Here is a 24,984-nt window from a genome sequence, read left to right on the forward strand (position 1 = left end):
GACCATAACGGCAGCCACCGACAGCGCGCCGAGGGCGGTCAGGAGGCCAGCAGCAGACCCAACGCGATCAGCGGCACGGAGACGAACAGAAAGATGCCGAACCCGGTCAGCACCCGCCCGTCCCCGGCACCCTCCTTCTCCGGGGGCCGACCGAATATCGTCCGCGACTCCATGGTGCCGAGCCGGCTGAGGGTCAGGTCGCTGGTCATCCCCAGCAGCCCGCCGACGATCATCAGGGTGAAACCCAGGCGTTGGACCAGGTCGCCACCCCGGGCGTAGTGCCAGACCACGGCGCCGAACACCGCCACCAGCCCCGCGACGACGAACAGCACCAGCGCCTCACGCAGCCCCTTGACCACGGTCATCCGGCTCCGCCTCCCGTCGGATCCCGCCCGGCGCGGGATCGGAGGCGTCATTCTTCCGGGTCGATGCGTGCGGCGCAGTCCCGTTCCGGGTCCGGCGGTGGTCGGGTACGCGACGGAGGCCGGGCGGACCGCACGGTCCACCCGGCCGCTCCAACCCTGGGTCAGATGTCCTCGCGCAGCCGCGTCATCAGCATCTGCTTGCCCTGCTCGCCGGCCTTGCGGTTGTTCTCCTGCATCTTGCGGAACCAGGTGGCCAGCTCCGTGTCGCCCCGGGCCTCCGCGTCGGCGATGTAGATCCCGAGCTGCCACACGTGCTTCAGCGACATCTGCACCGCATGGATCAGGTCGTAGTTCTTGTCCTTCACCGGACTGATCTGTTCGTTCACCATGGTCGCCACGGTGTACCTCCCCTGGTCACTGTCGTGGACGTCGGCGGTTACCCGTCCTCACCGGCTCCATGCGCCCGGCCCCGACCGCGTCCCGCCGAGCCGGCACGGTTACCCGGTCCGGCCCCCGGGTAGGCATGGGGCCATGTCCGAACTGGCAGCCCTCTGGATCGTGCGGCACGGCGAGAGCACGGCGAACGTGGCCGCCTCGGCGGCCGAGGCGTCCGGCGCCGCGCTGATCGACCTGACCCACCGCGACGCCGACGTACCGCTGTCGACCACCGGGGAGGAGCAGGCCCGGGCCACCGCGCGCTGGCTGGCCGGGCTGCCGGCCGAGCGCCGGCCGGACGTGGCGGTGGTCTCGCCGTACCTGCGCGCGGTGCGGACCGCGGAGCTGGCGCTGGCCGGCACCGGGATCCCGGCCACCCGGGACGAGCGGCTGCGGGACCGGGAGCTGGGCATCCTCGACGGCTACACCGGCCTCGGCGTCCAGCAGCGCTTCCCGGAGGAGGCCGACCGGCGCCGCCGGCTCGGCAAGTTCTACTACCGGCCGCCGGGCGGCGAATCCTGGACGGACGTCGCGCTGCGGCTGCGTACCCTCCTGGGCGACCTGCGCCGCGACCACGAGGGCCGGCGGGTGCTGCTCTTCGGCCACGACGCCCTGGTGTTCCTGCTCCGCTACCTGGTCGAGGGGCTGACCGAGGCGGACCTGATGGCGCTGACCCGGGAGCACGTGATCGCCAACTGCTCGGTGACCGGCTGGTCCGCGGATGCCGACGGCCGGCTCACCCCGGACACCTTCAACGACGTACGCCACCTGCACCAGCAGGGCGCCCGACCGACCAGGGAGGACGAGGTCCATGCCGAACCGGTCTGACACCCGCGTCATCACGCCGGCCCTGCTGCGCGACTGGGCGCTGCCCGTGCCGACCGGCGGCAAGGAGCACCGGGGCACGGTCCTGGTGGTGGGCGGTTCCCGCTTCACCCCGGGCGCGGTGCTGCTGGCCGGGGTGGCCGCGCTGCGGGCCGGCGCCGGCGTGCTGCAACTGGCCGCCGCCGAGTCCACCGCCGCGGCGCTGAGCATCCAGGTGCCGGAGGCCCTGGTCGTCGGGCTGCCGGAGACCTCCGACGGGGCGGTCGCCGGTGATCCCGGCGACCGGCTCGGCGACCTGGTGTCCCGGGCCGACGTGGTGGCGGTCGGCCCGGGCCTCAACGACATCGACCAGACCCGCGCGCTGCTGCACCTGGTGCTGGACTCGGCCCGACCGGAGACCGCGCTGGTGCTGGACGCCTACGCGCTCGGGGCGCTCAGTCACGAGCCGGACCTGCTGGTGGGCTCGGGGCGGAAGGTGGTGCTCACCCCGAACCTGACCGAGGCCGGGCACCTGCTGGGCCGCGAACCCGGTGACGACCTGGACGCCGAGGCCCGCGAGCTGGCCCGCCGGTACGAGGCCGTGGTGTCGCTCTACGGCCACATCGCCACCCCGGACGGTTCGGGCTGGCGGGAGGAGAGCGGCGACGCCGGGCTGGGCACCTCGGGCAGCGGGGACGTCCGGTCGGGGCTGCTGGCCGGGCTGCTGTCCCGGGGCGCGGAACCGGCGCAGGCGGCCTGCTGGGCGGCGTGGGCGCACGCGGTCAGCGGCCAACGGCTGGTCCCGCAGTTCGGCAGGATCGGTTTCCTCGCCCGGGAGCTGCTCGACGAGATCCCGCACACCCTCGCCACCGTCTGACACTTCTTGTCTGACCGAACGGATGTGTGTAACGCCACACCGACTACCTACGCTGTTGCTTCGAAAGCGGGCATCCGCCCGCTTCCGCCGGGCCGCTCCCTCATCGCGGGGCACCGCCCGGCGGGGGACGGCCCCCTGGGAGTCTGTGTGAAGAACCTCCGTCGCAAGACACTGGCCGCCGCGTCCGCCGTGACGCTCGGCGTCGGCCTCGCCCTGACCGGTGGGTTGGCGCCCGCGGCGGCCGTCGGACCGGACACCACGTTCCTGGTCCTGGCACCGCAGGGCGCCGCGACCGGCCCGGCAGCGGCCCGCGTGGCCGCGGCCGCCGGCACCGTGGTGGCCACGTACGACCAGATCGGTGTGCTCGTCGTCCGCTCCACCAACCCCGACTTCGCCACCCAGGTGAAGGGCGTGGGCGTGGAGTCGGTCGCCGCCACCACCGGCCTGGGCACCGCCCTCGAGGAGGGCGAGACCCTGGAGGTCTCCGCGGCCGAGGCTGCGAACGCCACCGCCGACCCGACCAAGGAGCCCCTGTTCGGTCAGCAGTGGGACATGCCGATGATCCACGTCCCGCAGGCCCACGCGGTCACCACCGGTAGCTCCAACGTGGTGGTGGGCGTGCTGGACAGCGGCATCTCCAGCAGCCACCCCGACCTGGCCACCCAGATCGCCAAGGACAAGAGCACGTCCTGCATCGGCGGTGTCACCGACACCACCGAGGCGGCCTGGAACCCGACCACCTCCGACCACGGCACGCACGTGGCCGGCACCATCGCCGCCGCCATCAACGGCGTCGGCGTGACGGGCATCGCGCCGGGCGTCAAGGTCGCCGCGGTGAAGGTGGTCAATGACGGCGGCTACATCTACCCGGAGGCCGCGGTCTGCGGGTTCATGTGGGCCGCCACGCACGGCATGCAGGTCACGAACAACAGCTACTACATCGACCCGTGGGAGCTCAACTGCCGCAACGACGCGCGCCAGCGTCCGGTGTGGCAGGCCGTGCAGCGGGCCATCCGTTACTCGAACAGCAAGGGCGTGCTCAACGTGGCGTCCGCGGGTAACTCGAACTACGACCTCGCGCACAAGCTTTCCGACTTCGGCAGCCCGGACGACGGGACTCCGGAGGAGCGCGAGAACCTCACCAACGCCTGCCTCGACCTGCCGGCCGAGGCGCCGGGCGTGGTGACCGTCTCGGCGGTCGGCCCGACCGGGGCGAAGAGCTACTACTCCTCGTACGGCCAGGGCGTCATCGACGTCACTGCGCCGGGTGGCGACACCCGGTTCCGTACCCAGGGCGTCCGCTCCACCCTCACCGACGGGATCCTGTCGACCACGTTCAACACGGCGACGAAGACCAACGGCTGGGGTTACAAGCAGGGCACCTCGATGTCCGGTCCGCACGCGACCGGTGTCGCCGCCCTGGCGCTGTCGGCGCACCCGGGCATGTCGCCGGGTGAGCTGGCGGCGTTCCTGGAGGGCACCTCGGTGGCGCAGTCCTGCCCGGACGGCGTCTACAACCCGGTGCCGCTGATCGCGGCCGGCCCGCACGCCTACGACGCGACCTGCTCCGGCGGCGAGCGTAACGCGTTCTACGGGGCCGGCATGGTCGACGCGTACAACGTGGTGAAGTAGCAGCACAGCACGGCACGACCCGTGGTGGGGCCCGGCGGAATTCCGCCGGGCCCCACCCGTTTTCGCAGTTCAGGCCCGGGGTACCGGAACACGGTCAGCCGAACCAAGGAGGTCTGCCGGTGTCCACCGATGCCATCGTCCTGCTCAAAGAGGACCACAAGGAGATGCGTCGTCTCTTCAAGGAGTTCCAGAAGGCCGAGGACGGGCCGGCGGAGAAGCGCCAGCAGCTGGTGACGCAGATCCTGGAGGCCCTGACGGTGCACACGTACCTGGAGAACGAGGTGATGTACCCCGAGGTCCGCAAGCTCCTGCCCGACCTCGAGGACGACATTCTCGAGTCCTACGAGGAGCACCACGTCGCCGATCTGCTCTGCGCTGAGCTGGCGGCCATGAACGCCTCCGACGAGCGCCTCGTCGCCAAGACCACAGTGCTGATCGAGAACGTCGAGCACCACGTCGAGGAGGAGGAGCAGGAGTGGTTCCCGAAGGTCCGGGAGGCGCTCGGCCGCAACCAGCTCCAGGAGATCGGCGAGCGGATGATCGCGATGCGCGCGGACGCGCCGCGCCGCCCCGACGACCCGAAGGCGCTCAAGAGCGCGCGCGACGCCGCGACCGCCTGACCCGCGAAGCACCCGGGGCCCGGCCGCGCGGTCGGGCCCCGTGCCGTGTCACCAGGCGGTCGGCGGCACCCCGTCGGGCGCGGGCAGGATCCGCCGCAGCCCGGGTACGCCCCGCGGCTGCCACTCCCGGGGGTAGCCCACCGAGACCTCCTCGAAGCGCACCCCGTCGTACCAGGTGGTGCGCGGGATGTGCAGGTGCCCGTAGACCACCGCCGCGGCGTCGTACCGGCGGTGCCAGTCGGCGGTGGCCTCGGTGCCGCACCACTGGGCGAAGATCGGGTACCGCAGCACCCGGGTCGGTTCCCGGACCAGCGGCCAGTGGTTGACCAGCACCGTCGGCAGCGCCGGGTCACGGGCGTCCAGCCGCCGGGCGGTCTCGCCCAGCCGGGCCACGCACCAGTCCGGGCGGCTCGGGTACGGATCGTTGTGCAGCAGGAACTCGTCGGTGCAGACGATCCCGGTCCGGTACGCCTCGGCGAGCGCCGCCTCGCGGGTGTCGAACCCGTCAGGGCGCCAGCTGTGGTCGTAGAGCAGGAACAGCGGCGCGACCAGTGCCGGTCCGCCGGGCCCCCGCCACACCCGGTACTCGTCCTCCGGGGTGAGGACCCCCAGTCGCCGGCACAATTCGACGAGGTGCTGGTAGCGGGCCACCCCGCGCAGGGTGACCGGGTCGGTGGGTGGGGTCCAGAGCTCGTGGTTGCCGGGCGCCCAGACCACCGTGTGCCAGTGCCGCGCGAGCAGGCCGAGGGCCCATTCGATGTCGGCGACGGTGTCCGCCACGTCGCCGGCGACCAGCAGCCAGTCCCGCGGCGACTCCGGTCGCAGCGCCTCGACCAGCGCCCGGTTCTGCGGGTACCCGACGTGCAGGTCGCTGATGGCGACCAGGTTGCCGTCCTGTCCGCGCATCCGCCGATCGTACGCACGCCGCCCCCGCGCCGGGGGTACGCGGTGGCGGCGGGGCGGGTACGGGTCAGTCGGCCGAGCCGGGCTCGGCCACCGAACCACGCGGGTTCTCCGGAGGTGGACCGGGACCGTCCGGGGGCGACCCGCTAGGATCACCGGTGGGCCGTGACTGGCGCGTGGGGATGGAGCACCATCGGGAAGCGGCCCCGTCATGAGGACGCACGCCGAGCGCCTGGGCCTTCCACACGTCAGTAGGAGGTCACATGTCGCTGAACGCCGAATCCACCGCCTTCCGCAGCGCGCTCGAGGTGATCCGCGCCGTCGAGCCCCGGGTGGCCGACGCCATCGGCGCCGAGCTGGCCGACCAGCGCGAGTCGCTCAAGCTCATCGCCAGTGAGAACTACGCCTCCCCGGCCACGCTGCTGACGATGGGCAACTGGTTCAGCGACAAGTACGCCGAGGGCACGGTCGGCCGCCGCTTCTACGCCGGCTGCCAGAACGTCGACACCGTCGAGGCGCTCGCCGCCGAGCACGCCAAGGAGCTGTTCGGCGCCGCGCACGCGTACGTGCAGCCGCACTCGGGCATCGACGCCAACCTGGTCGCCTTCTGGGCGATCCTGGCCGACCGGGTGGAGTCCCCCGCGCTGAAGAAGGCGCAGGTCCGCCAGGTCAACGACCTGACCGAGGCCGACTGGTTCGCGCTGCGCCGGGAGCTGGGCAACCAGCGGATGCTGGGCATGTCGCTGGACGCCGGCGGCCACCTCACCCACGGCTTCCGGCCGAACATCTCCGGCAAGATGTTCGACCAGCGCAGCTACGGCACCGACCCGGTCACCGGGCTGATCGACTACGACCGGGTGGCCGAGGCGGCCCGCGAGTTCAAGCCGCTGATCCTGGTCGCCGGCTACTCCGCGTACCCGCGGAAGGTCAACTTCCGGATCATGCGGGAGATCGCCGACTCGGTCGGCGCGACCTTCATGGTCGACATGGCGCACTTCGCGGGCCTGGTCGCCGGCAAGGTCTTCACCGGCGACTTCGACCCGGTGCCGCACGCGCACATCGTCACCACCACCACCCACAAGTCGCTGCGCGGCCCGCGCGGCGGGATGGTGCTCTGCGGTTCGGAGCTGGCCGACCAGGTCGACCGGGGCTGCCCGATGGTGCTCGGCGGCCCGCTGCCGCACGTGATGGCCGCCAAGGCCGTCGCCCTGGCCGAGGCCCGCCGCCCGGACTTCGCCGACTACGCCCAGCGGATCGTCGACAACGCCCAGGCGCTCGCCGAGGGCCTGCTGAGCCGGGGGACGAAGCTGGTCACCGGCGGCACCGAGAACCACCTGGTGCTGCTGGACGTCTCCGGCTACGGCCTCACCGGCCGGCAGGCCGAGCAGGCGCTGCTGGACTCGGGCATCGTCACCAACCGCAACGCGGTCCCGCAGGACCCGAACGGCGCCTGGTACACCTCGGGCATCCGGATCGGCACGCCGGCGCTGACCACCCGCGGCCTCGGCACGGCGGAGATGGACCAGACCGCCGAGTTGATCCACACCGTGCTCAGCCAGACCACCCCGGGCGAGTCCAAGGCCAAGTACGTCCTCGACCCCGCGTTGGCCGACAAGGTCAGCCACCAGGCCACCGAGCTGCTGGCCGGCTTCCCGCTCTACCCCGCCGTCGACCTCGGCTGACACCCGCTCCCGCCGCACCCCCGCCGCCGCCCCTCATCGGGTGGCGCCGGGGGTCCGGGGGGTCAGGGCAGGGGGCGCTTGAGGTGGTAGCGGTGGACCTCGGTGCTGCCCTGGACGTTGTTGACGTCCTCGGCGGCGGAGACCAGCTCCCAGCCCTCCCGGCCGGCGCGGTTGAGGTGGGCGATCGCGGTGTCGCCGTACGCGGTGATGTCGGTCCGCGATCCGTCCGGGGCGTACCAGACGAACGAGACGTGGAAATTGCGTCCCTGTCCCTGGTAGCGGCGGACCAGCAGGGCGTACTCCCAAGCGACCATCGCTCCATTATGGTGGGCCGGCGCCGGTCATCGAAACCGCGGCTGCATTCCTCCGGAAGGTCAGCCACCGGCCGGGGTTCCGGCCACGGCGGCTGACCCGGCCGCCAGGTCGGCGCGGGTGGGCGGGTCGGCGCCCCGGCGGCCGCAGGTCCACGCGGCGACGCGAGCCGCCTCCCCGAGCACCGCGGCGACGACGTCGGGGTGGGCGGCGCGCAGGGCGTTCCGCCGCGCCGCACCGAGCAGATCCCGTTCACTGAGCGCCGCCAGCAACCCCGCCGTGAACGCGTCCCCCGCCCCGACGGTGTCCACCACGACCACCGGCAGCGCGTCCACCCGCACGGCACACTGGCGGGTGGCCGCCCACGCTCCACCGTCGCCCTGGGTGACGACCACGAGGGACGCAGCCCGCTCCAGCCAGTCAGCTGCCGCCTGCTCGTGCCGGCGACCTGGATAGAGCCAGGCCAGATCCTCCCCGCTCACCTTGACGATGTCGCTCACCGCCACCAGCTCCTCCACCCGGCGCCGCGCCGCCGCCCGGTCACCCATCAGCGACGGCCGGCAGTTCGGGTCGTAGCTGATCATCGTGGTGGCCCGCCGGTCGCGTACCAGCGCCAGCACGTCGTCGGCGCCCGGTTGCAGCACGGCGGCGAGGGAGCCGGTGTGCAGGCAGGCGGCGGGAACACCCGGTTCCGTGAACGCTCCGTCGGGGAAGGACCGCCACGCGATGTCGAACTCGTAGCGGGCCTGCCCGTCCGCGCCGACCCGCGTCCAGGCCACGCTGGTGCCCGGCAGGTCGGACACCGACGCGGGATCCAGCCGTACGCCGCTGCCGCTCAGGTGGTCGCGCAGCCTCCGCCCGTGTGCGTCGTCACCGAGCTGGGTCAGCAGGGTGGTGGGCTGACCCAGCCGGGCGAGCGCGACGGCGACGTTCGCCGGACTGCCCCCGGCGCGAGCCACCACCTCCCCCGGCCCGTGCTCGATCAGGTCCACCAGCGCCTCACCGACGACGGTGATCACGTTGTTCCTCTCCTCCCGGGTCACGGTCGAGTTCCGTTCAGATCTGTCACGGACTCAATCCGCCGTCCGCCCCGGGGTCTCCTCGAGGGTGGTCGCACCGGTCATGATCGCCACCGCCTCTGGCATCGTGTGCGACCTCGGGGTCACCACTCCGGCGCAGCGGCCCAGCCGCTGGATGTGGATGCGGTCGGCGACCTCGAAGACGTGCGGCATGTTGTGGCTGATGAGGATCACCGGCAGCCCCTTCGCGCGGACCTCCTCAATCATCCGCAGGACCTGGTTGGACTCCTTGACGCCGAGCGCGGCCGTCGGCTCGTCGAGCACGATCACCTTGCTGCCGAAGGCCGCGGCCCGCGCCACCGCAACCGCCTGCCGTTGGCCCCCGGAGAGGGTCTCCACGGCCTGCGCGACGTTCTGCAGCGTGCCGATCCCGAGGTCGGCGAGGGCCTGGGTGGCGTCCCGCCGCATGCCCTTCTGGTCGAGCATCCGGAGCACCGAGCCCAGCACACCGCTCCGGCGCTTCTCCCGGCCCAGGAAGAGGTTGCTCGCGATGTCCAGCGCCGGCGCCACGGCCAGCGTCTGGTAGACGGTCTCGATACCGGCCTCGCGAGCGTCCTGCGGCCGCTTGAACTGCGCCGGCTTCCCCTCGAGGAAGAGTCGTCCGGCATCGGCGCTCAGCGCCCCGGTCAGGCACTTGATCAGCGTGGACTTGCCCGCGCCGTTGTCCCCGATGACGGCGAGCACCTCACCCGGGTACAGGTCGAGGTCCACCCCGTCGAGCCCGACGACCTTGCCGAACGTCTTGACCAGGCCCCGGGCCGAGAGCACCGGAGATCGCTGCTCGCTGTCGGCGGCACCCGACCGACTGGCGGGGACGTGCGTGGTGGCGGTCATGACCTCACCTTCCTGATCCACTGGTCCACGGCCACGGCGAGGATCACCAGCAGGCCGACGGCGAGTACCCGGTACTGGTCGTCCACCCCGGCGAGGGAGAGGCCGCTGCGGAAGAAACCGACGATCAGCGCGCCGAGCAGGGTGCCGAGCACCGCGCCCCGGCCGCCGAAGAGACTGGTGCCGCCGATGACCACGGCCGTGATGCTCTCCAGGTTGGCGTCGGTGATGGCGTTCGGGCTCGCCGCGCCGGCACGTCCGATCAGGATCCAGGCCGTGATGCCGTAGATGGCACCAGCGACGACGTACACGCTCAGCAGGACCCGGTCGACGCGGATGCCGGCGAGCCGGGCGGCCTCCTTGTCGTCGCCCACGGCGTAGACGTGCCGGCCCCAGGCCGTCTTGGCCAGGGCGAAGCCGATAGCGAGGTAGAGGAGGACGACCGCGACGACGCCGAAGGTGATCCGGAACCGGCCCAGCGGGAAGGACTCGCCGGTCCAGCTGAGCACCGCCGGGAGGTCGGTGGCCTGCACGCTCTGGCCGCCCGAGTAGAGCAGCCCGATGGCGGTGAAGACGCTGAGCGTGCCGAGCGTGACGATGAACGGCGGCAGCTTCAGCCGGGTCACCAGCGCTCCGTTGAGTGCCCCCGCGGCCGCACCGACCACGATGGCGAGACCGATGGCGAGGATCCCCGGCAGCCCCTGCTCCTGGGCCAGCTTGGCCGAGAGCATCATGGCGAGGATGGCGATGGCGCCGACGGAGAGGTCGATGCCCGCGGTCAGGATGATCAGGGTCTGCCCGACGGCGAGCGCCCCGATGACGGCCACCTGCTGCAGCACGAGCGAAAGTGAGTTGGGCGCGGCGAAACGCGGGTTGAGCATGGAGAAGACGACGAACGATCCGACCAGCACGAGAAACGGGCTGATCGCGGGGTGCGCGTGCAGCAGGTGCTGAACGCGCTGCAGCGGCGAGTGCCGGCGCTGGGCGAACTGCTGCGCGGCGGTGGTGGGTGGTGTCGTGGTGGTCACGGCGGGCTCCCTGCCGTTGTCGGCGGTGGCGGACGAACCGTGCGGTCGAGGCCCCGGGGCGGAGGTTCCCCGGGCCCCTCGACCGCGTCGGCGGTGGCTCAGCCCCAGCAGCGCTGGGCGCCGTCGGTGCTGGTGATGCTCTCGACCCCGGTGGCCGCCTTGTCGGTGACCAGGGTGACGCCGGTGTCGAAGAAGTCGAGGCCGTCGGAGGCCTTCGGCTTCTCCCCGTCGTTCGCAATCTTCTTGATCGCCTTTACACCCAACTCGGCCATCTTGAGCGGGTACTGCTGGGAGGTGGCGCCGATGACGCCGTCCTTGACCTGCCGAACGCCGTCGCAGCCACCGTCGACGGAGACCACCAGGACGCCCTGCGTCATGCCGGCCGCCTGGAGGGCCTTGTGCGCACCGACGGCGGCCGGCTCGTTGATCGTGTAGACCACGTTGATGCCCGGGTTCTTGGTCAGGCAGTTCTCCATCGCCGTGCGACCGCCGTCCTCGGCGCCGTTGGTCGGCTCGTTACAGGCGATCGTGTAGGTGCCGCCTGAGTAACTGCCCGTCTTCGCCTCGTCGCCGTTCTTTTTCTTGTCGGCGGTGTCGATGCCCATCCCGGTCAGGAAGCCCTGGTCCCGGTCGTAGTCGACGGAGACGACCTTGTCGTTGAAGAGGTCCAGCAGGGCGACGGTCGCCGGCTTGCCGGCGAGCTGGGTCGCGGTCCACTTGCCGATCAGCTCGCCGGCCTTGAAGTTGTCGGTGGCAAAGGTGATGTCCACGGTGTTCGCCGGGTCGGGCGGGGTGTCCAGCGCGATGACGTAGAGCCCGGCGTCTCGGGCCTTCTTGATGGCCGGGTTCACGCCGGGGCCGTTCGGGGTGATCAAAATGCCCTGGTCACCGCGGGCGATGGCGTTCTCAATAGCCTGCACCTGCCCGGCCTCGTCGCCGTCCTCCTTGCCGGCGGCCAGGGTCAGCTTCACGCCCTCCGCGTCGGCGGCCTTCTTCGCGCCCTGCTGCATGGTCACGAAGAACGGGTTGGTGGAGTTCTTGGTGATCAGTGAAACGGCGACGCTCTTGCCGCCGTCTCCCGAGCCGCCGCCGGAGCTGTCGCCGCACCCGCTGACGACCATGCCGGTTGCCGCTGCGGCGGCGACCAGCAGGGCCACGCGGCGGCGGGCCATGCGCTGGATCATGTGTTTCTCCCTCAAGGACGACACGGCCGGGCCGTGGGGGTTCCGACAACGATGTCAGCGCAGTTTCGGGGCAGTGTCGGACGGATGTCAATGGATTGGTGCGTGGTTTTCCATAACCGGGATGCAACTCGTAGGTAGCCCTTGACATCGATGTCAGAGCAGCGCCAGAATTCGCCCACGTTCGGCCGCCGGCCCGGGACCGGGCGGCGGACGTCCTCGATGCACGGAGGATGCGATGAGGATCCCGGACCCGCCTCTTCAGCGCGGGTGGCGACGTGGTGGTGCGTTCACTCACCGTCCGGCCGTTGCGCTCGGTCTGGCGATAACCTGGCCGTCGATCATCGGCGGCCGGTCGGGGGCGGCGCACGTCGCCCCGACCGCCGCCCCACCACCTGCCCGGTAGGAGCGCCCATGCACACCGCCGCCAACACGCCGACGAGCACAGCCAAGGCCCGACCGACGCTTCGGGACGTCGCGATGCTCGCCGGTGTCAGCACGAAGACCGCCTCCCGGGTCGTGAACGGCGAGGCGGGTGTGTCGGCGCCCAAGACCGCCGCGGTGCGGCGGGCGGTCGCCCAACTGGACTACCGGCCCAACTTCACCGCGAGCAGCCTGCGCCGATCGAGCGGTCGCAGCGCGGCGATCGCCGCGGTCCTGGAGGATCTGGCCAACCCCTTCTCGGCCGCTCTGCACCGGGCCATCGAGGACGCCGCGCGGGACCGGGGGGTGCTGATCTTCGCCGGCAGCGTGGACGAGAATCCGGAGCGGGAACGCGACCTGGTCCGCGCCTTCACCATGCGGCAGGCCGACGCCCTGGTCGTCGTGCCCGCCAGCGACGACCACAGCTACCTCGCCGGCGAGGTCAGCACCGGCACCCCGGTGGTGTTCGTCGACCGACCTCCGGTCGGGCTGCCGGTGGACGCCGTCCTCACCGACAACCAGGAGGGCTCCGCTGCGGCCGTGCGCCATCTGGTCGGGCACGGGCATCGCGACATCGCCTACCTGGGCGACCTGCGGACCATCCCGACGGCCCGCCAGCGGTTCCAGGGCTACAAGGAAGCGCTCAGCGACCACGGCATCCGACCGTCGACCGCCAGCATCGTGCACGACCTGCACACCGAGCGGGCCTCCGAAGAGGCCGTGCGCCGGCTGCTGTCCGCCGGGTCAGCGCCCACCGCTCTGTTCACCGCGCAGAACCTGGTCACCGTCGGGGCGATCCGCGCGCTGCAGCAGCTCGGTCGGGAGCACGAGGTCGCCCTCGTCGGGTTCGACGACTTCCCGCTCGCCGATCTCCTCCAGCCGGCGGTCACCGTCGTCGCCCAGAACCCGTCCGAGATGGGCCGGGTCGCCGCGTCGCTGATCTTCCGGCGGCTGGACGGGGAACAGTGGCGGCCGACGACCCACCTGGTGGCGAGCCGGCTGATCCCCCGCGGCTCGGGTGAGATCAGGGGGCCGCACCCGGGCTGAGCAGAGTCCGCCCGCCCCCGGCGGCACCCGACTCCGCGGCGACCAGCGCGGCGAGCCGGTCCAGGCCGAGGTCGATCTGCTCGGGCGTGACCGCGCTGACCGACAGCCGCAGCGCGTTCACCGGGGCGCCGTCGTCGTAGAAGTGGGCCATCGGCGTCCAGAGCAGCCCGTGCCGCTCGGCCGAGCGGCGCAGCAGCGTGTCGTCGACGGGGAACGGCACGGTGACCACCACGAAGAAGCCACCGGCCGGGGCGTTCCAGCGCACCGGCGACGGCGCCGGGAACCGCCGACGCAGGCCGGCGAGCAGGTGGGCCAGGTTGCGGCCGTACGCGGCCCGCTCCCGGACGTTCGCGGCCACCAGCGAGTAGTCGTGCTCCAGCAGCGCCCCGCCGATCATCGCCTGGGCCAGCGCCGAGGTGTTCACCGTGACCATGCTCTTGATCTTCCCGAGCTGGTCGGCGAGCGGGCCGACTGTCCCGTCCGGGCCGGCGACCCGCTGGTCGGCGATGGCATAGCCGACCCGTGCGCCGGGCAGCACCGTCTTGGCGAACGAGCCCAGGTAGACCACCCGACGACCGGTGTCCAGCGCCTTGAGCGTCGGCAGCCGGCGGGCGTCGCCCGCCGGGAAGAGCCCGTACGGGTTGTCCTCGATCAGCAGCAGCTCCTCCTCGGCGGCCAGGTCGAGCAGCCGCCGCCGGTCGTCCACGCTGAGACTGGCCCCGGACGGGTTGGCGAAGTCCGGCATCACGTAGCAGGCGCGGGGCCGCAGCCCCTCGGCCCGGGCCTGGCGCACCTGGGCGCGCAGGTCGGCCAGGTCGACGCCGGCCGGGCCGCCGGCCACCGGGCGCACCGGCAGGTCCACCAGCCGCGCCGCGCCGGTCAGCCCGACGTACGTGGGGGCCACCGCGAGCAGCACGTCCCGCGGGCCGGCCCGCAGCGCCCGCAGCACCAGGAACATCGCCTCCTGGCAGCCGACGGTCACCACGATCGCCTCGGGATCGACGCGTACCCCCTCGTCGACGGCGAGGTTGCGGGCGACCAGATGGTGGATGATCCCCTTGGTCCGGCCGTACTGGAACAGGGTCCGCCGAACCTGCTCGGGGCTCAGCCCGAGGTCCTCGGCGAGGTGCCGGCGGAACCGGTCCAGCCAGCGGCGCGGGGCGTCGTCGTCGAAGAACTCCTCGTACGGCCGGCCGGCGGCCAGCGACACCGCGTCCGGCCAGTGCTGCGCCACCTCGTTGAGGAAGTTCATCGAGTTCAGGGCCGGATCGTCGACCGCCGGGTGCAGCGTGGCGAGCTCCAGGTCCACCGGTTCGTCCACGTCAGCCTCCGGTCAGCGTGCGCAGCTGACGGGCCGCGGCGGGGTCGGCGCAGCCGGCGAGGGTGAGGGCGTCGCGCAGCTCGACGGCGAGCAGCTCCAGCGCCTTCTCGGCGCCGGCCCGCCCGCCGGCGGCGAGCGCCCAGAGCAGCGGGCGTCCCAGCAGCACCCCGGTCGCGCCGAGGGCCAGGGCGCGCAGCACGTCGGTGCCGCCGCGCACCCCGCTGTCGAGCAGCACCTCGGCCCGGCCGGCGACCGCGGCGACCACCTCGGGCAGCACGGCGGCGGTGGCGGGGGCGCCGTCGAGCTGGCGGCCGCCGTGGTTGGAGACCACCACCGCGTCCGCGCCGACCTGCACCGCCCGCACCGCGTCGCGGGGGTCGAGGACGCCCTTGACCAGCAGCGGCAATGGGGTACGGTCGCGCAGCCACTCCAGGTCGGCCCAGGTGAGCGCGGGGGCGAAGACCGCACCGGTGTGCGCCGCGATCGCCGACACCCCGGGCGTGCCGGTGTGGGCCAGGTCGTCCCGGCCGCCGGGCAGGTTCGCCGCGGTCACCTCGGGCGGCAGCGCGAAGGCGTTGCGGACGTCCCGCCGCCGCCGGCCGAGCACCGGCACGTCGACGGTCACCACCAGCGCCGCGCAGCCGGCGATGTGCGCCCGGTCCACCAGCTCGGCGACCAGCGCCCGGTCGCGCAGCCAGTACAGCTGGAACCAGACCGGTCCCGCCGTCGCGGCGGTGACCTCCTCGATCGGGGTGCTGCTCAGGGTGCTCAGCGCGTACGGCACGCCGGCCGCGCCGGCCGCCGCGGCGAGGGCCAGTTCGCCGTCGGGGTGCAGCAGCCGCTGGTACGCCATCGGCGCGACCGCCACCGGCATCGCCTGCTCCCGGCCGAGCAGGGTGGCCGTCGTCCGGGAGTTCTCCACCCCGGTGAGCATCCGGGGCAGCACGGCGACCCGGTCCAGGGCGGCCCGGTTCGCGGCGAGGGTGATCTCCGCCCCGCTGCCGCCGTTGACGTAGTCCCAGACCCCCGGCGGCACCACTGCCCGGGCCGGCTCGGCGAAGTCCGCCAGGCAGACCGGCGGGACGGCGTCAGGCATCGTCGGACCCGCCCGGGACGGACCCCACGAGCGCGAAGCGTTCCCGCAGGAAGGTGGCCGCCTCATCCTGGGCCCGCCGGCCGGCGTCGAAGACCCCGGGCATGGCGAAGAACCCGTGGATCATCCCGGGGTAGCCGCTCAGCCGGACCGGGACGCCGGCCTCCCGCAGCCGCTCGGCGTAGCGCTCCCCCTCGTCGCACAGCGGATCGTGCTCGGCGGTGACCACCAGGGCGGGCGGCAGACCGGAGTGGTCCTCGGCGAGCAGCGGCGAGGCGAGCGGGTCCGCCGCGTCGGCCGGGTCGGCCAGGTAGTGCCCCCGGTACCAGTCGACGGAGTGCCGGTTGAACAGCAGCGGGTCCTCCTCCCCGACCGGCCGACGACCGGGCCGCTGGTCCGTGTTCGGGTAGACCAGCAGCTGCCCGGCGAGCCGGGGCCCACCCTTGGACCGGGCCAGCAGGGTCACCGCCGCCGCCAGGTTGCCGCCGGCGCTGTCCCCGCCCACCACCAGCCGGTCCGGGTCGACGCCGAACTCGTCGGCGTGCCCGGCCAGCCAGGCGGTGGCCGCGTGGCAGTCCAGCACGGCGGCCGGGAACGGGTGCTCCGGGGCGAGCCGGTAGCCGACCGTCACCACCTGGCAGGGCGTCGCGTTGGCCAGCCGGCGGCAGATCCCGTCCGCGGTGTCCACGCTGCCCAACGTCCAGCCACCGCCGAAGAACCAGACCAGCGTCGGCATCGGCCCGCCGCCGGCCGGGCGGTGGATCCGTACCGGAAGGTCACCGCCCGGGCCGGGGACCTGCGTGTCGCGTACCTGGTGCACCGGCTCGACGTCGCCGCCGCCGGCGCGGATCGCGGCGAGGTCGGCGGCGCGGGCCTCGGCCAGGGTCTGGGTGTACAGCGGCGGCGTGCCGGCGGCCGCGCGCGCGGCCCGGTACGCGACCACCTGAGGGTCGACGGTCATGCCCGCTCCTGTCCGCCGGTCGAGACGAAAAGCTTGTCGATGCCGCGCAGGAAGAGGCTCCCGCTGTAGCTGGGCGTCCGGGTCACGGTCAACTCCGGGAAGCGGGCGAGGAGCCGGGGCAGCGCGAGCCGCCCCTCCAGCTTGGAGACCGCCGAGCCGAGGCAGAAGTGCAGGCCGACGCCGAAGGCCAGCGACGGCGGGCCGGACCGTCGCGGGTCGAAGCGGTCCGGGTCGGGGAACCGGGCCGGGTCGCGGTTCGCCCCGGCGATGATCAGCAGCACGTTCTCGCCCTGGCGGACCGGCACGCCGCCGAGGACGGTGTCCCTCGGCGCGGCCCGGGCCAGGAAGTGCACCGGGCTCTCCATCCGCAGCACCTCATCGACGCAGCCGCGGGCCAGCCCGTCGTCGCCGGGCAGCGCGGCGACGGTGTCCGGGTGGGCGAGCAGCAGCGGCAGGCCGTTGCTGAACATGTAGACGGTGGTCACGAAGCTCGCGTTGAACAGGACGATCAGGTTGCTGATCAGCTCTTCCTCGGTCAGCTCCACGTCGCCGGAGTCCAGCGCCTCGACCAGCCCGCTGATCAGGTCCTCGCCGGGCTGCCGGCGCCGGTGCCCGATCAGCTCCCGGTAGTAGCCGCGCAGCTCCGCCGCGGCCTGGTTCGCCCGGGCGAGGCGTTCCGGGGTCTTGCCGGCCACGTCCATGAACTCGTCGATCCAGTCGACCCGCTGCCGGTACCAGGGCAGGTCGGCCTCGGGCAGGCCGATGAACTCGGCCATCACCAGCGCCGGCACCGGGTACGCGAAGTCGGCGACGAAGTCGACCTCGGCGCCGCCGGCGCCGGCCTCGGCGATCCGGTCGAGCATGGTGTCGACGACCCGGACGATCACCGGTTCCAGCGCGCCGAGCCGCCGCGGCGTGAAGGTCTTCGCGAACACCGCCCGCATCCGGGTGTGGTCCGGCGGGTCGGTGAACATCATCGAGGACATGAAGGTCCGCAGGATCTCCTGGTCCTGCCAGCCGGGCGGGGCGCCCTTGCACCACTGCGGGTCGCGGAGCACCTGGTCGACCAGGTCGTACCCGGCGGCGACGGCGGAGACGGTGCTGTGCTCGGGGCGGGTCGGGATGGCGCTGATCGGGCCGTGCGCGTGCAGGGCCGCGTACCAGGGATAGGGGTTCTGCCGGCCCTGCTCGCTGTAGAGGCCGGTCAGGATCTCGTCGACGTCCACGATGGTGCTTCCTCCCCAGGATGGACGGTGGGGCGGCCGGGTCACCCCCGCCGCCCCACCGGTGTCACAGACCCAGCAGTCGTAGCGGTACGGCGTCGGCCATCGCCTGGTTGCCGTCGTCGTTCGGGTGGATGTGGTCACCCGAGTCGTACGCCGGCAGCAGCCGGCTGGGCTGCGCCGGGTCGCGCAGCACGGCGTCGAAGTCCAGTACCCCGTCGAACTCACTCGCGCCCTGGGTCCGGAGCCAGGTGTTGACCGCCTGCCGGGTGGCGTCCTTCTCCGGCGTCCACACCCCCGGGCCGCCGTTGCCCTCGTACGGCGTGATCGTCCCGACCAGGCTGCGCAGGCCGCGCTCCTTGGCCTGCTGGTTGATCTGCCGCAGGGCGGCGATGATGCTCTCGGCGGAGTCGTCGGACATCCAGATGTCGTTGATGCCGAGGTGGGTCACCAGGGTCTCCACCCCGGTCTGCGGGAAGACGTCCTCGTTGAGCCGGGCGAGGGCGTTCGGGCCGAGCTCGTTGTAGCCGGGGAAGCCGCCCGCGCCCGGCTCGGGGCCCTCGTGGTTGAGCCGGTTGCCGGCCAGGCTCAGGTTGAGCACGCCGGGGGTGCGCACCTCCGGACGGGTGTCGATCAGCCGGTCGGCGAGCAGGTCGGGCCAGCGCTTGTTGGCGTTGACGGTGCTGCCGTTGCCGTCGCCGATCGAGTCGCCGAAGACGACCACCGAGCCCGGGGTGTGCCGGCGCTCCACGTCGACCCCGGAGAGGAACATCCAGCAGCAGTTCGGCCGGATGGTGAAGCCGGTGCCGTCGGCGGCGGTGGTCAGGTCGGTGGCCCCGATGAAGTTGGTGACCTTGGACTGGCCGTGGAAGGTCACCGGCCCGGTCAGCACCGGAAAGTGCAGGGTGACCACCAGGTCCTCCTGCTCGTCCACCGGGAAGTCGAGCGGGTCGCTGAGCAGCTCGGCGCCCTTGTTCATGGTGGCCGAGGCGGCGCCGCCGAAGGTCAGCTCGCGCAGCGTGGCGGCGTCGATGTCGGACCGGTCGTCGGGGGTCGTGGTGTTCGGCCGGGCGACGGTCGCGTGCCCGACCTTGACCGCCTGCTCGCCGTAGAGGTTGCTCAGCCGCACCCGCACCCGGTCGCCGCCGACCGAGGTGTGCACGGTCATCCGGATGCTCTGGTTGTTCAGGCCGGTGTTGGTCAGGCCGACGGTGTTGCCGCGGGTGACCGCCGCGGCCCAGCTGCCCGCCCACTCGGCCCGGGGGTGCTGGACGGTGTCGGTGTCGGACGGACCGGCGCTGGCCACCACCGCCGGGGCGCCCACCACCAGCAACGCGGCCGCGGACGCTATGACGTGCCATCTCTTCGGGGTCGACATTGAACCTCCATGGTCTGCCCGCCCAGGGCCGGAGTCCATTGACGCACCGCCCGGACGATGGTCCAGAAACCTAGCCGCTGGCGCTGACGGGCGTCAATCAACCCGATCGACATGATCGAATGTCCGCGGGGTGCCGCCGGACGCCGTTCGGCTCTGTCCCCCGGCACCGCTGCGCGCCTAGGCTCGCAGTCGGCGGCGGTGCGGTCGCCAACTCGCGCACCCCGTCGCGTCCCGGGCGCTCCGACCTGCCCGGACGTCACCACCGGCCGGTCGCCGCGGCGCGTCCCACCGGGCCGCGGCGTCGACCGCCACCGCATCGACCTGGGGGCTGTGCGATGACCGAGGGTGCCGACCGATCCACCACCTACGTGCATGACGCGCTCACGCTGTTCGCCGGCTTCGGCGACCGGGAGGCGCTGGTCGGCGACGGCCGCCGGCTCAGCTACGCCGAGGTCGCCGCGGAGGTGCGCGGCCTGGCCGCCGCACTGACCACCCACGGGGTACGCCCCGGCGCGGCGGTGCTGGTGATGCTCGGCAACGCCGTCGAGGGGCCGCTGCTCCAGCTCGCCCTGCACCTGCTGGGCTGCCGGACCATGTGGATCGCGCCGGTGACCTCCCGCCGGGAGGTCGACGAGTTCGCCCGGCTGGCCCGGCCCGAGGTGTTCGTGCACCACGCCGACGACGGCCTCGGCGCGGAGCTCGCCGCCTCGCTGGCCGGGGTGCCGGTGCTGCGGCTGGGCGCGGAGCTGACCCCCGTCACCGGGGTCGACCTGCCCGACCGGGTGCCCACGCCGGAGTCGTTCCTGCAGACCAGCGGCACCACCGGGACTCCGAAGCTGGTGCACCACCGGGAGAGCTTCTACCGACAGGTGCTCGCCCTCGCGGCCGACTTCCGCGGCGCCGGCTTCCCGCTGCTGCGGCACCTTTCGCATTCGCCGATGTGGCTGGCCAGCGGGCAGATCACCACGCTGTTCAACCTCTTCACCGGCGGGGTGCTCTTCCTGCGCCAGCAGTGGGATCCGGCGGCGTTCATCCGCACCGTCGACACCGAGCGGCTCACCTCCACCTTCGTCACCCCGCCGATGCTCTACGAGGTGCTCGACCACCCGGCCCTGGACGGCGCCGACTTCTCCGTCATGTTCATGTTCAACGTGGGCGCCGGCCCCGCCGCGCCCGCCCGGCTGCGCCAGGCGATCGCCCGCTTCGGCCCGTGCCTGCGGATCGTGTACGGCCTTTCCGAGGCCGTCGTGATCTGCGCTCTGCCCGGCCTCAGCGAGGACCCGGAGCATCCGGAGCGGCTGCGCTCCTGCGGCCGGCCGTACGGGGACGTGACGGTCGAGATCCGCGACGCCGACGGGCGGGCGCTGCCGGCAGGCGAGGACGGCGAGGTCTGGGTCCGTACCAACCTCAGCTTCGTCGGCTACCACGGTCAGCCGGAGCTGACCGCCGAGACGCTGGTCGACGGCTGGGTCCGCACCCGCGACGTCGGTCACCTGGACACCGACGGCTACCTCTACCTGGTGGACCGGTTGCAGGACCGGATCCTCACCCGGCAGCGCAGCTGGCCGATCTACTCCCGGCCGATCGAGGACGTCCTCGCCGGCCACCCCGGGGTACGCGCCGCCGCGGTGATCGGCGTGCCCGACCCGGTGGCCGGCGAGCTGCCGTACGCCTTCGTGGTGCCGGCTCCCAGCGGGACGGTGACCGGGGACGAGCTGATCGCGCTCGTGACCGCCGAGCTGAGCGACACCTGGGCGCCCGGCGGGGTGGAGTTCGTCGACCGGCTGCCGCTGAACCGGTCGGCCAAGGTGGACAAGAACGCCCTGCGGGCCCGCTACGCCGCCGCTCATCCGCCGACGGAGGAGGTCGCCCCGACGGTGATCGGCAGTCCGGCGTGAACCCGCGCCGGGAGCTGTACACCCTGGTCACCGCCGACCTGATCTCCAACCTGGGCACCCGCATCTCGGTGGTGGCCATCCCCTGGCTGGTGCTGGAGACCACCGGCAGCCCCACGAAGATGGGCGTGGTGGCGGCGGCGGAGACTCTGCCGTACATGCTCTCCAGCGCGCTGGCGACCCCGTGGGCGGACCGGTTCGGGGTGCGGCGCACCTCCGTGCTGGCGGACGCGGCCAGCGCGGCGGTGATGGCGGTGGTCGCGCTGGCACCCTGGCTGGGGTTCGGCACGCTGGTCGCGATGGTGGCGGTGGCCGGTGGGCTGCGCGGCATCGGCGACCGGGTCAAGCACGTCATGTTCCGCCCGGCCGCCCAACGGGCCGGGGTGTCGCTGATCCGGCTGACGTCGGCCTACGACGGGATGAGCCGGGGCGTCACCCTCTTCGGGGCGGTGCTCGGCGGGCTGCTCATCGACTGGGTGGAGGTGACCCGGGCGATCTGGATCGACGCGGCGACCTTCGCGGTCTGCGCGCTGCTGATCGGCGTACTCGTGCATCCGCCGGCGTCGACGGAGCCGGCGCCGCGGGAGAGCTACCTGCGGGCGCTGCGCGGCGGCTTCGCCTACCTGCGCACCGACCGGGTGCTGCTGACCATGCTGGTGGTGGTGTCGGCGCTGAACATGTTCGCCAACGCCAGCGTCGCGGTCTACATCCCGCTCTGGGTGGCGCAGGTCTTCGGCGACCCGGCCGGCTTCGGCCTGGTGCTGGGGGTCTTCTCCGGGGGCGCGCTGCTCGGAAACCTGATCTTCACGGTGGCCGGGCCGCGGCTGCCCCGGCGGCTCACCTTCGCGGTCGGCGTGGCGGCCAGCGGCACCCCCCGGTTGCTGGCGCTGGCGCTCAGCGACGAGCTGGCGGTGGTGCTGGGCGTGACGTTCCTGTCCGGGGTGGCGATCGCCGCGGTGAACCCGCTGCTCGGCGCGGCCCTCTACGAGCGGGTGCCGGAGGCGTTGCAGACCCGGGTGCTGGGCATCGCGGGTTCGGTGGCGTTCCTCGGGCTGCCGGTCGGCGCGCTGCTGGGCGGGTGGTCGGTGGCCGCGCTGGACCTCGTCCCCGCGCTGTGGGTGATGTCGGCCCTGTGTCTGGTGCTCACCGTCACTCCGCTGCTGCTCGGGGGGTGGCGCACGGAGCGGGCGGCGGCCGCGCCGGCCGCCGCGCCCGTGCCGTGACGATCAGTCGAGGTCGTCGCAGACGTTGTGCGTCGTGCCGTGGACCAGCGTGAGGGTCTTGTAGAACGTCGGGCTGAACTCCATCACGTACTGCCCGTCGACGAGCCAGTAGCCGCGCGGCAGGGTGCCGCCGTTCTCCCGGAAGCCGAAGAGCGCGGGGCCGTTGGCGTACCACGTCATCGACCCGTCCGGGAAGTACTCGATCATCGCGGTGCCGCTGGCGTCCACCTGGGTGGTCGCCCCGCTCTCGGTGTTGGTCACCTCGACGATCAGATCTCCGGCGTACAACTCCCGGCGCGGCGAGCCGTCCGGGTTGGTGTCCAGCACGAGCTTGCGGACCTCGTCGCGGACGGCTTCGCTGTGGATGGCGAAGTCGCACCGCGCCCCGGCGGGCTGGTCGAAGGGCGCCTGCGGGGCAGGCACCCAGCCGTGCGTCACCTCCGTCGTCGCGGCGGACGCCGGCGCCGGCCCGGCCGCGACGACTGCGACCATCGCCAGCAGGGTCGCAACGCTCATTCTCCTACGCATGTCTGCTCCTTGCTCGGTGTCAGCAAGCCCCCACCATCACCGCCGGCGCTCACCACGCCCTGACCACTGCGGCGGCGTCGGTCCGCGTCGACGCGCCCCGCCGAGGCCCGCCGGGGCCCGCCGGCCCGCCGCGGTCACCACCGGATCACCGGCCCCGACAACCTGTCCACAGGGCCAGACGGTCACAGGGGTATGGAGTTCCGACTGCTCGGGCCGTTCGAGGCCCGCCACGACGGCAGGCCGGTCGACCTCGGCAGCCGTCGCCAGGAACGGTGCATCCTGGCCGTGCTGCTGCTCGACGTGGGTCACCTGGTAAGCACCGACCGACTCATCGACCTGCTGTGGAACGGCCGCCCACCGGCCTCGGCCCGGGGCGCCGTGCACACGTACATCGGGCGGTTGCGGGCGTCGCTGGCCCCTTATCAGGTCCGGATCACCACCCGGGGCGACGGCTACCTGCTGGAACCCGACGGGCACCGGGTGGACGCGGTGGAGTTCACCCGGCTGGTGGACCGGGCCGCCGCCAGCACCGACCCAGCCGAGCGGGTCCGGCTGCTGGACGGGGCGCTGGTGCTGTTGCGCGGGCCGCTGCTCGCCGACACCGCCGACGACGAGTTGCGGGAACGGCTGCACGGTCCGCTGGAGGAGCGCCGGCTCACCGGCGTCGAGCTGCGCGCCGAGGCCCGGCTCGCGCTGGGCCAGCACGCCCGGGTGGTGACCGAGTTGAGCCCGCTGGCGGACCGGCACCCGACCCGGGAACACCTGGTCGCCACCCTGATGACCGCGCTGTACCGGGGCGACCGGCAGGCCGACGCCCTGCGGCTGTACCGCAGCACCCGACGGACGCTGGTGGACGACCTGGGAGTCGAGCCGGGCGACCGGCTGCGGGAGGTGCACCGGTGGATCCTGCGCGCCGACCCCCGGTTGGAACGCACCGGCCGGCCGGTGTACGAGGTGCGGGTCCGCGGGGAGGCGCTGCCGTGGAGCGTCGGCGGGCATCCGGCGCTGGAGTTCTGCAACACCTTCGCCGGGTGGGGCCACCAGCCGCCGATGCCCGGCGCGGAGTGGCTGCGCGGTTACCGGACCCTGGCGGTCTGGACCAGTCACGTGGGGCTGGCCGACGAGGTCGCCGTGGGCCGCCTGCTCGAGCTCGCCCGGCGCGATCCGGTTCGGGCGGCCGCCGCGCTCGACGAGGCACGCGCGCTGCGCGCCCGGCTGTACGCGTGCCTGACCGACCCGGAGGACCATCGAGCCTTCGACGCGGTCGCCCGGTACGCCGAGGACGCCGCCACGACAATGCGCTTCCGCCAGGAGGCCGACGGGCGGGGCCGCTGGCGGCCGGACCTCGTCGCCGGGCTGCGGCTGCCGGTGCACGCGGCGGCGTGGAGCGGTGCCGAGCTGTTGGCCGACCCGCGACGGCTGACGATCCGGGTCTGCCCCGACGCGCGGTGCGGCTGGCTGTTCCTCGACGAGACCGGCATGCGGCGCTGGTGCAGCCTGGCCACCTGCGGCCGGCCGGAGGCCACCGCGCCCTGTCGCAGCGCCTGAGCCGGGCGGGCGGCGACTACACCTGGTAGCGCAGCATCACCACGCCGTTGCCGAACGCCCGGGACTCGACCAGCCGCAGGTCGGCGGTTGTGTCCGACGGCGGGAACAGCAGCACGCCACGGCCGATCAGCACCGGGTGCACGAAGATCCGGTACTCGTCGATCAGCCCCCGCTCCCGGAAGGTGGCGGCCAGCTCCGCCCCGCCGAGCACCAGGTCACCGCCCGGCTGGGCCTTGAGCGCGTGTACCTCCTCCGGCACGACGTCCCGCACGATCGTGGTGTTCCAGTCGGCGTGTCGCAGCGTGCGGGAGTAGACCACCTTCGGCATGTCCCGCCAGATCCCGGCGAACTCGCGCACCGTCGCGCTGGCCGCCGGATCCTGGTCGGCGGTCGGCCAGAAGCCGGCCATCAGCTCGAAGGTGCGCCGGCCGTCGAGGAACGCGCCCATGCCGGCCAGCTCGGTGTTGAAGTACGCGTGCAGCTCGTGGTCGACCCGGTGCCAGTCGAGCTGGTGCTCCGGCCCCTCGAAGTAGCCGTCGAGCGACACCGACATCCACAGGATGATCTTGCGCATCCGGTCCTCCCCCGGTCGGTA

At 72.9% G+C, this 24,984-nt stretch carries 24 protein-coding genes and 1 riboswitch; of the genes, 9 read left to right on the top strand and 15 right to left on the bottom strand.

From position 1 onward, the window contains the following. Positions 1 to 38: 38 nt before the first annotated feature. Positions 39 to 365 (bottom strand): hypothetical protein, encoded by a 327-nt coding sequence (locus tag AC5RWQ_RS05840; RefSeq protein ID WP_494281704.1) that lies wholly within the window; start codon positions 363 to 365, stop codon positions 39 to 41. A 161-nt stretch (positions 366 to 526) separates the two neighbouring features. Continuing rightward, positions 527 to 754, bottom strand: a complete 228-nt coding sequence (locus tag AC5RWQ_RS05845; protein WP_494281705.1) for a hypothetical protein — start codon at positions 752 to 754, stop codon at positions 527 to 529. A 142-nt stretch (positions 755 to 896) separates the two neighbouring features. On the opposite strand from AC5RWQ_RS05845, the gene AC5RWQ_RS05850 reads away from it, so the two are divergent. The 4 genes from AC5RWQ_RS05850 (at position 897) to AC5RWQ_RS05865 (ending at position 4,733) form a co-directional block, all read left to right on the top strand. Then, positions 897 to 1,628 carry a histidine phosphatase family protein gene (locus AC5RWQ_RS05850; protein WP_494281706.1) on the top strand — a complete coding sequence of 244 codons (732 nt, stop codon included), beginning with the start codon at positions 897 to 899 and terminating at the stop codon, positions 1,626 to 1,628. After that, positions 1,612 to 2,481, top strand: coding sequence for an NAD(P)H-hydrate dehydratase (locus tag AC5RWQ_RS05855; protein ID WP_494281707.1), 870 nt, complete (start codon positions 1,612 to 1,614; stop codon positions 2,479 to 2,481). The genes AC5RWQ_RS05850 and AC5RWQ_RS05855 overlap by 17 nt, the downstream gene beginning before the upstream one ends. A 147-nt stretch (positions 2,482 to 2,628) precedes the next feature. Then, the gene (locus AC5RWQ_RS05860) at positions 2,629 to 4,113 is read left to right on the top strand and encodes a S8 family peptidase (RefSeq protein ID WP_494281708.1); all 1,485 of its coding nucleotides are present in this window, start codon (positions 2,629 to 2,631) and stop codon (positions 4,111 to 4,113) included. Positions 4,114 to 4,232: 119 nt separating this feature from the next. After that, on the top strand, positions 4,233 to 4,733 hold the full coding sequence (locus AC5RWQ_RS05865) for a hemerythrin domain-containing protein (protein WP_494281709.1): 501 nt from the start codon (positions 4,233 to 4,235) through the stop codon (positions 4,731 to 4,733). Between the two features lie 48 nt (positions 4,734 to 4,781). Here the strand turns inward: AC5RWQ_RS05865 and AC5RWQ_RS05870 are convergent, their stop codons facing one another. Continuing rightward, a complete protein-coding gene (locus tag AC5RWQ_RS05870) occupies positions 4,782 to 5,639 on the bottom strand; it encodes a metallophosphoesterase family protein (RefSeq protein WP_494281710.1) in 858 nt (285 codons plus the stop codon). A gap of 152 nt (positions 5,640 to 5,791) precedes the next feature. After that, positions 5,792 to 5,881: riboswitch (ZMP/ZTP riboswitch) on the top strand. Between the two features lie 18 nt (positions 5,882 to 5,899). Here AC5RWQ_RS05870 and AC5RWQ_RS05875 point away from each other — a divergent pair. After that, positions 5,900 to 7,318 carry a glycine hydroxymethyltransferase gene (locus AC5RWQ_RS05875; RefSeq protein WP_494281711.1) on the top strand — a complete coding sequence of 473 codons (1,419 nt, stop codon included), beginning with the start codon at positions 5,900 to 5,902 and terminating at the stop codon, positions 7,316 to 7,318. A gap of 62 nt (positions 7,319 to 7,380) precedes the next feature. Here AC5RWQ_RS05875 and AC5RWQ_RS05880 read toward each other — a convergent pair whose 3' ends face one another. From AC5RWQ_RS05880 to AC5RWQ_RS05900, 5 genes are all read right to left on the bottom strand, one after another. After that, entirely contained in the window at positions 7,381 to 7,632 is a 252-nt protein-coding gene (locus AC5RWQ_RS05880; RefSeq protein WP_334490284.1) for a hypothetical protein, read from the bottom strand. A gap of 60 nt (positions 7,633 to 7,692) precedes the next feature. Beyond that, positions 7,693 to 8,673, bottom strand: a complete 981-nt coding sequence (locus AC5RWQ_RS05885) for a carbohydrate kinase family protein (RefSeq protein ID WP_494281712.1) — start codon at positions 8,671 to 8,673, stop codon at positions 7,693 to 7,695. 30 nt (positions 8,674 to 8,703) lie between these two features. After that, the gene (locus AC5RWQ_RS05890) at positions 8,704 to 9,543 is read right to left on the bottom strand and encodes an ATP-binding cassette domain-containing protein (protein ID WP_494281713.1); all 840 of its coding nucleotides are present in this window, start codon (positions 9,541 to 9,543) and stop codon (positions 8,704 to 8,706) included. Next, the gene (locus AC5RWQ_RS05895) at positions 9,540 to 10,568 is read right to left on the bottom strand and encodes an ABC transporter permease (protein WP_494281714.1); all 1,029 of its coding nucleotides are present in this window, start codon (positions 10,566 to 10,568) and stop codon (positions 9,540 to 9,542) included. The genes AC5RWQ_RS05890 and AC5RWQ_RS05895 overlap by 4 nt, the downstream gene beginning before the upstream one ends. 98 nt (positions 10,569 to 10,666) lie before the next feature. After that, a complete protein-coding gene (locus AC5RWQ_RS05900) occupies positions 10,667 to 11,752 on the bottom strand; it encodes a substrate-binding domain-containing protein (RefSeq protein ID WP_494281715.1) in 1,086 nt (361 codons plus the stop codon). 411 nt (positions 11,753 to 12,163) lie between these two features. Here AC5RWQ_RS05900 and AC5RWQ_RS05905 point away from each other — a divergent pair, with 411 nt between their 5' ends. After that, complete coding sequence (locus AC5RWQ_RS05905) at positions 12,164 to 13,219, top strand: LacI family DNA-binding transcriptional regulator (protein ID WP_494281716.1); 1,056 nt, start codon at positions 12,164 to 12,166, stop codon at positions 13,217 to 13,219. On the opposite strand, the gene AC5RWQ_RS05910 is transcribed toward AC5RWQ_RS05905, so the two are convergent. From AC5RWQ_RS05910 to AC5RWQ_RS05930, 5 genes are all read right to left on the bottom strand, one after another. Further along, a complete protein-coding gene (locus AC5RWQ_RS05910; protein WP_494281717.1) occupies positions 13,197 to 14,540 on the bottom strand; it encodes an aminotransferase-like domain-containing protein in 1,344 nt (447 codons plus the stop codon). The genes AC5RWQ_RS05905 and AC5RWQ_RS05910 overlap by 23 nt on opposite strands. A 1-nt stretch (position 14,541) precedes the next feature. Then, entirely contained in the window at positions 14,542 to 15,636 is a 1,095-nt protein-coding gene (locus AC5RWQ_RS05915) for an alpha-hydroxy acid oxidase (protein WP_494281718.1), read from the bottom strand. Beyond that, complete coding sequence (gene lipP1, locus AC5RWQ_RS05920; protein WP_494281719.1) at positions 15,629 to 16,594, bottom strand: LipP1 family hormone-sensitive lipase; 966 nt, start codon at positions 16,592 to 16,594, stop codon at positions 15,629 to 15,631. The genes AC5RWQ_RS05915 and lipP1 overlap by 8 nt, the downstream gene beginning before the upstream one ends. Further along, positions 16,591 to 17,823: a cytochrome P450 gene (locus AC5RWQ_RS05925; protein ID WP_494282022.1), complete on the bottom strand. Its 1,233-nt coding sequence runs from the start codon at positions 17,821 to 17,823 to the stop codon at positions 16,591 to 16,593. Before AC5RWQ_RS05925 ends, lipP1 begins: the two co-directional genes overlap by 4 nt. Positions 17,824 to 17,884: 61 nt before the next feature. Then, a complete protein-coding gene (locus AC5RWQ_RS05930; RefSeq protein ID WP_494282023.1) occupies positions 17,885 to 19,168 on the bottom strand; it encodes an SGNH/GDSL hydrolase family protein in 1,284 nt (427 codons plus the stop codon). Positions 19,169 to 19,530: 362 nt separating this feature from the next. Between AC5RWQ_RS05930 and AC5RWQ_RS05935 the strand changes: the two genes are divergently transcribed. Beyond that, complete coding sequence (locus AC5RWQ_RS05935; RefSeq protein ID WP_494281720.1) at positions 19,531 to 21,093, top strand: class I adenylate-forming enzyme family protein; 1,563 nt, start codon at positions 19,531 to 19,533, stop codon at positions 21,091 to 21,093. Continuing rightward, positions 21,090 to 22,313 (top strand): MFS transporter, encoded by a 1,224-nt coding sequence (locus AC5RWQ_RS05940; RefSeq protein ID WP_494281721.1) that lies wholly within the window; start codon positions 21,090 to 21,092, stop codon positions 22,311 to 22,313. Before AC5RWQ_RS05935 ends, AC5RWQ_RS05940 begins: the two co-directional genes overlap by 4 nt. 3 nt (positions 22,314 to 22,316) lie before the next feature. Here AC5RWQ_RS05940 and AC5RWQ_RS05945 read toward each other — a convergent pair whose 3' ends face one another. Then, positions 22,317 to 22,841: a hypothetical protein gene (locus AC5RWQ_RS05945; RefSeq protein ID WP_494281722.1), complete on the bottom strand. Its 525-nt coding sequence runs from the start codon at positions 22,839 to 22,841 to the stop codon at positions 22,317 to 22,319. Between the two features lie 192 nt (positions 22,842 to 23,033). Here AC5RWQ_RS05945 and AC5RWQ_RS05950 point away from each other — a divergent pair, with 192 nt between their 5' ends. After that, positions 23,034 to 24,389: a BTAD domain-containing putative transcriptional regulator gene (locus tag AC5RWQ_RS05950; protein WP_494281723.1), complete on the top strand. Its 1,356-nt coding sequence runs from the start codon at positions 23,034 to 23,036 to the stop codon at positions 24,387 to 24,389. Positions 24,390 to 24,405: 16 nt separating this feature from the next. Here AC5RWQ_RS05950 and AC5RWQ_RS05955 read toward each other — a convergent pair whose 3' ends face one another. After that, the gene (locus AC5RWQ_RS05955) at positions 24,406 to 24,963 is read right to left on the bottom strand and encodes a dihydrofolate reductase family protein (protein ID WP_494281724.1); all 558 of its coding nucleotides are present in this window, start codon (positions 24,961 to 24,963) and stop codon (positions 24,406 to 24,408) included. Positions 24,964 to 24,984 lie beyond the last annotated feature (21 nt).

It is taken from the genome of Micromonospora sp. BS32 (genome assembly GCF_059089345.1).

What these genes read in the sequence shown, in the direction of transcription:
- AC5RWQ_RS05880 (WP_334490284.1), bottom strand. Translation starts at nt 7,632, where the DNA reads ATGGTCGCTTGGGAGTACGCCCTGCTGGTCCGCCGCTACCAGGGACAG.
- AC5RWQ_RS05955 (WP_494281724.1), bottom strand. Translation starts at nt 24,963, where the DNA reads ATGCGCAAGATCATCCTGTGGATGTCGGTGTCGCTCGACGGCTACTTC.
- AC5RWQ_RS05900 (WP_494281715.1), bottom strand. Translation starts at nt 11,752, where the DNA reads ATGATCCAGCGCATGGCCCGCCGCCGCGTGGCCCTGCTGGTCGCCGCC.
- AC5RWQ_RS05935 (WP_494281720.1), top strand. Translation starts at nt 19,531, where the DNA reads ATGACCGAGGGTGCCGACCGATCCACCACCTACGTGCATGACGCGCTC.
- AC5RWQ_RS05840 (WP_494281704.1), bottom strand. Translation starts at nt 365, where the DNA reads ATGACCGTGGTCAAGGGGCTGCGTGAGGCGCTGGTGCTGTTCGTCGTC.
- AC5RWQ_RS05905 (WP_494281716.1), top strand. Translation starts at nt 12,164, where the DNA reads ATGCACACCGCCGCCAACACGCCGACGAGCACAGCCAAGGCCCGACCG.
- AC5RWQ_RS05915 (WP_494281718.1), bottom strand. Translation starts at nt 15,636, where the DNA reads ATGCCTGACGCCGTCCCGCCGGTCTGCCTGGCGGACTTCGCCGAGCCG.
- AC5RWQ_RS05875 (WP_494281711.1), top strand. Translation starts at nt 5,900, where the DNA reads ATGTCGCTGAACGCCGAATCCACCGCCTTCCGCAGCGCGCTCGAGGTG.
- AC5RWQ_RS05945 (WP_494281722.1), bottom strand. Translation starts at nt 22,841, where the DNA reads ATGCGTAGGAGAATGAGCGTTGCGACCCTGCTGGCGATGGTCGCAGTC.
- AC5RWQ_RS05870 (WP_494281710.1), bottom strand. Translation starts at nt 5,639, where the DNA reads ATGCGCGGACAGGACGGCAACCTGGTCGCCATCAGCGACCTGCACGTC.
- AC5RWQ_RS05855 (WP_494281707.1), top strand. Translation starts at nt 1,612, where the DNA reads ATGCCGAACCGGTCTGACACCCGCGTCATCACGCCGGCCCTGCTGCGC.
- AC5RWQ_RS05850 (WP_494281706.1), top strand. Translation starts at nt 897, where the DNA reads ATGTCCGAACTGGCAGCCCTCTGGATCGTGCGGCACGGCGAGAGCACG.
- lipP1 (WP_494281719.1), bottom strand. Translation starts at nt 16,594, where the DNA reads ATGACCGTCGACCCTCAGGTGGTCGCGTACCGGGCCGCGCGCGCGGCC.
- AC5RWQ_RS05845 (WP_494281705.1), bottom strand. Translation starts at nt 754, where the DNA reads ATGGTGAACGAACAGATCAGTCCGGTGAAGGACAAGAACTACGACCTG.
- AC5RWQ_RS05890 (WP_494281713.1), bottom strand. Translation starts at nt 9,543, where the DNA reads ATGACCGCCACCACGCACGTCCCCGCCAGTCGGTCGGGTGCCGCCGAC.
- AC5RWQ_RS05950 (WP_494281723.1), top strand. Translation starts at nt 23,034, where the DNA reads ATGGAGTTCCGACTGCTCGGGCCGTTCGAGGCCCGCCACGACGGCAGG.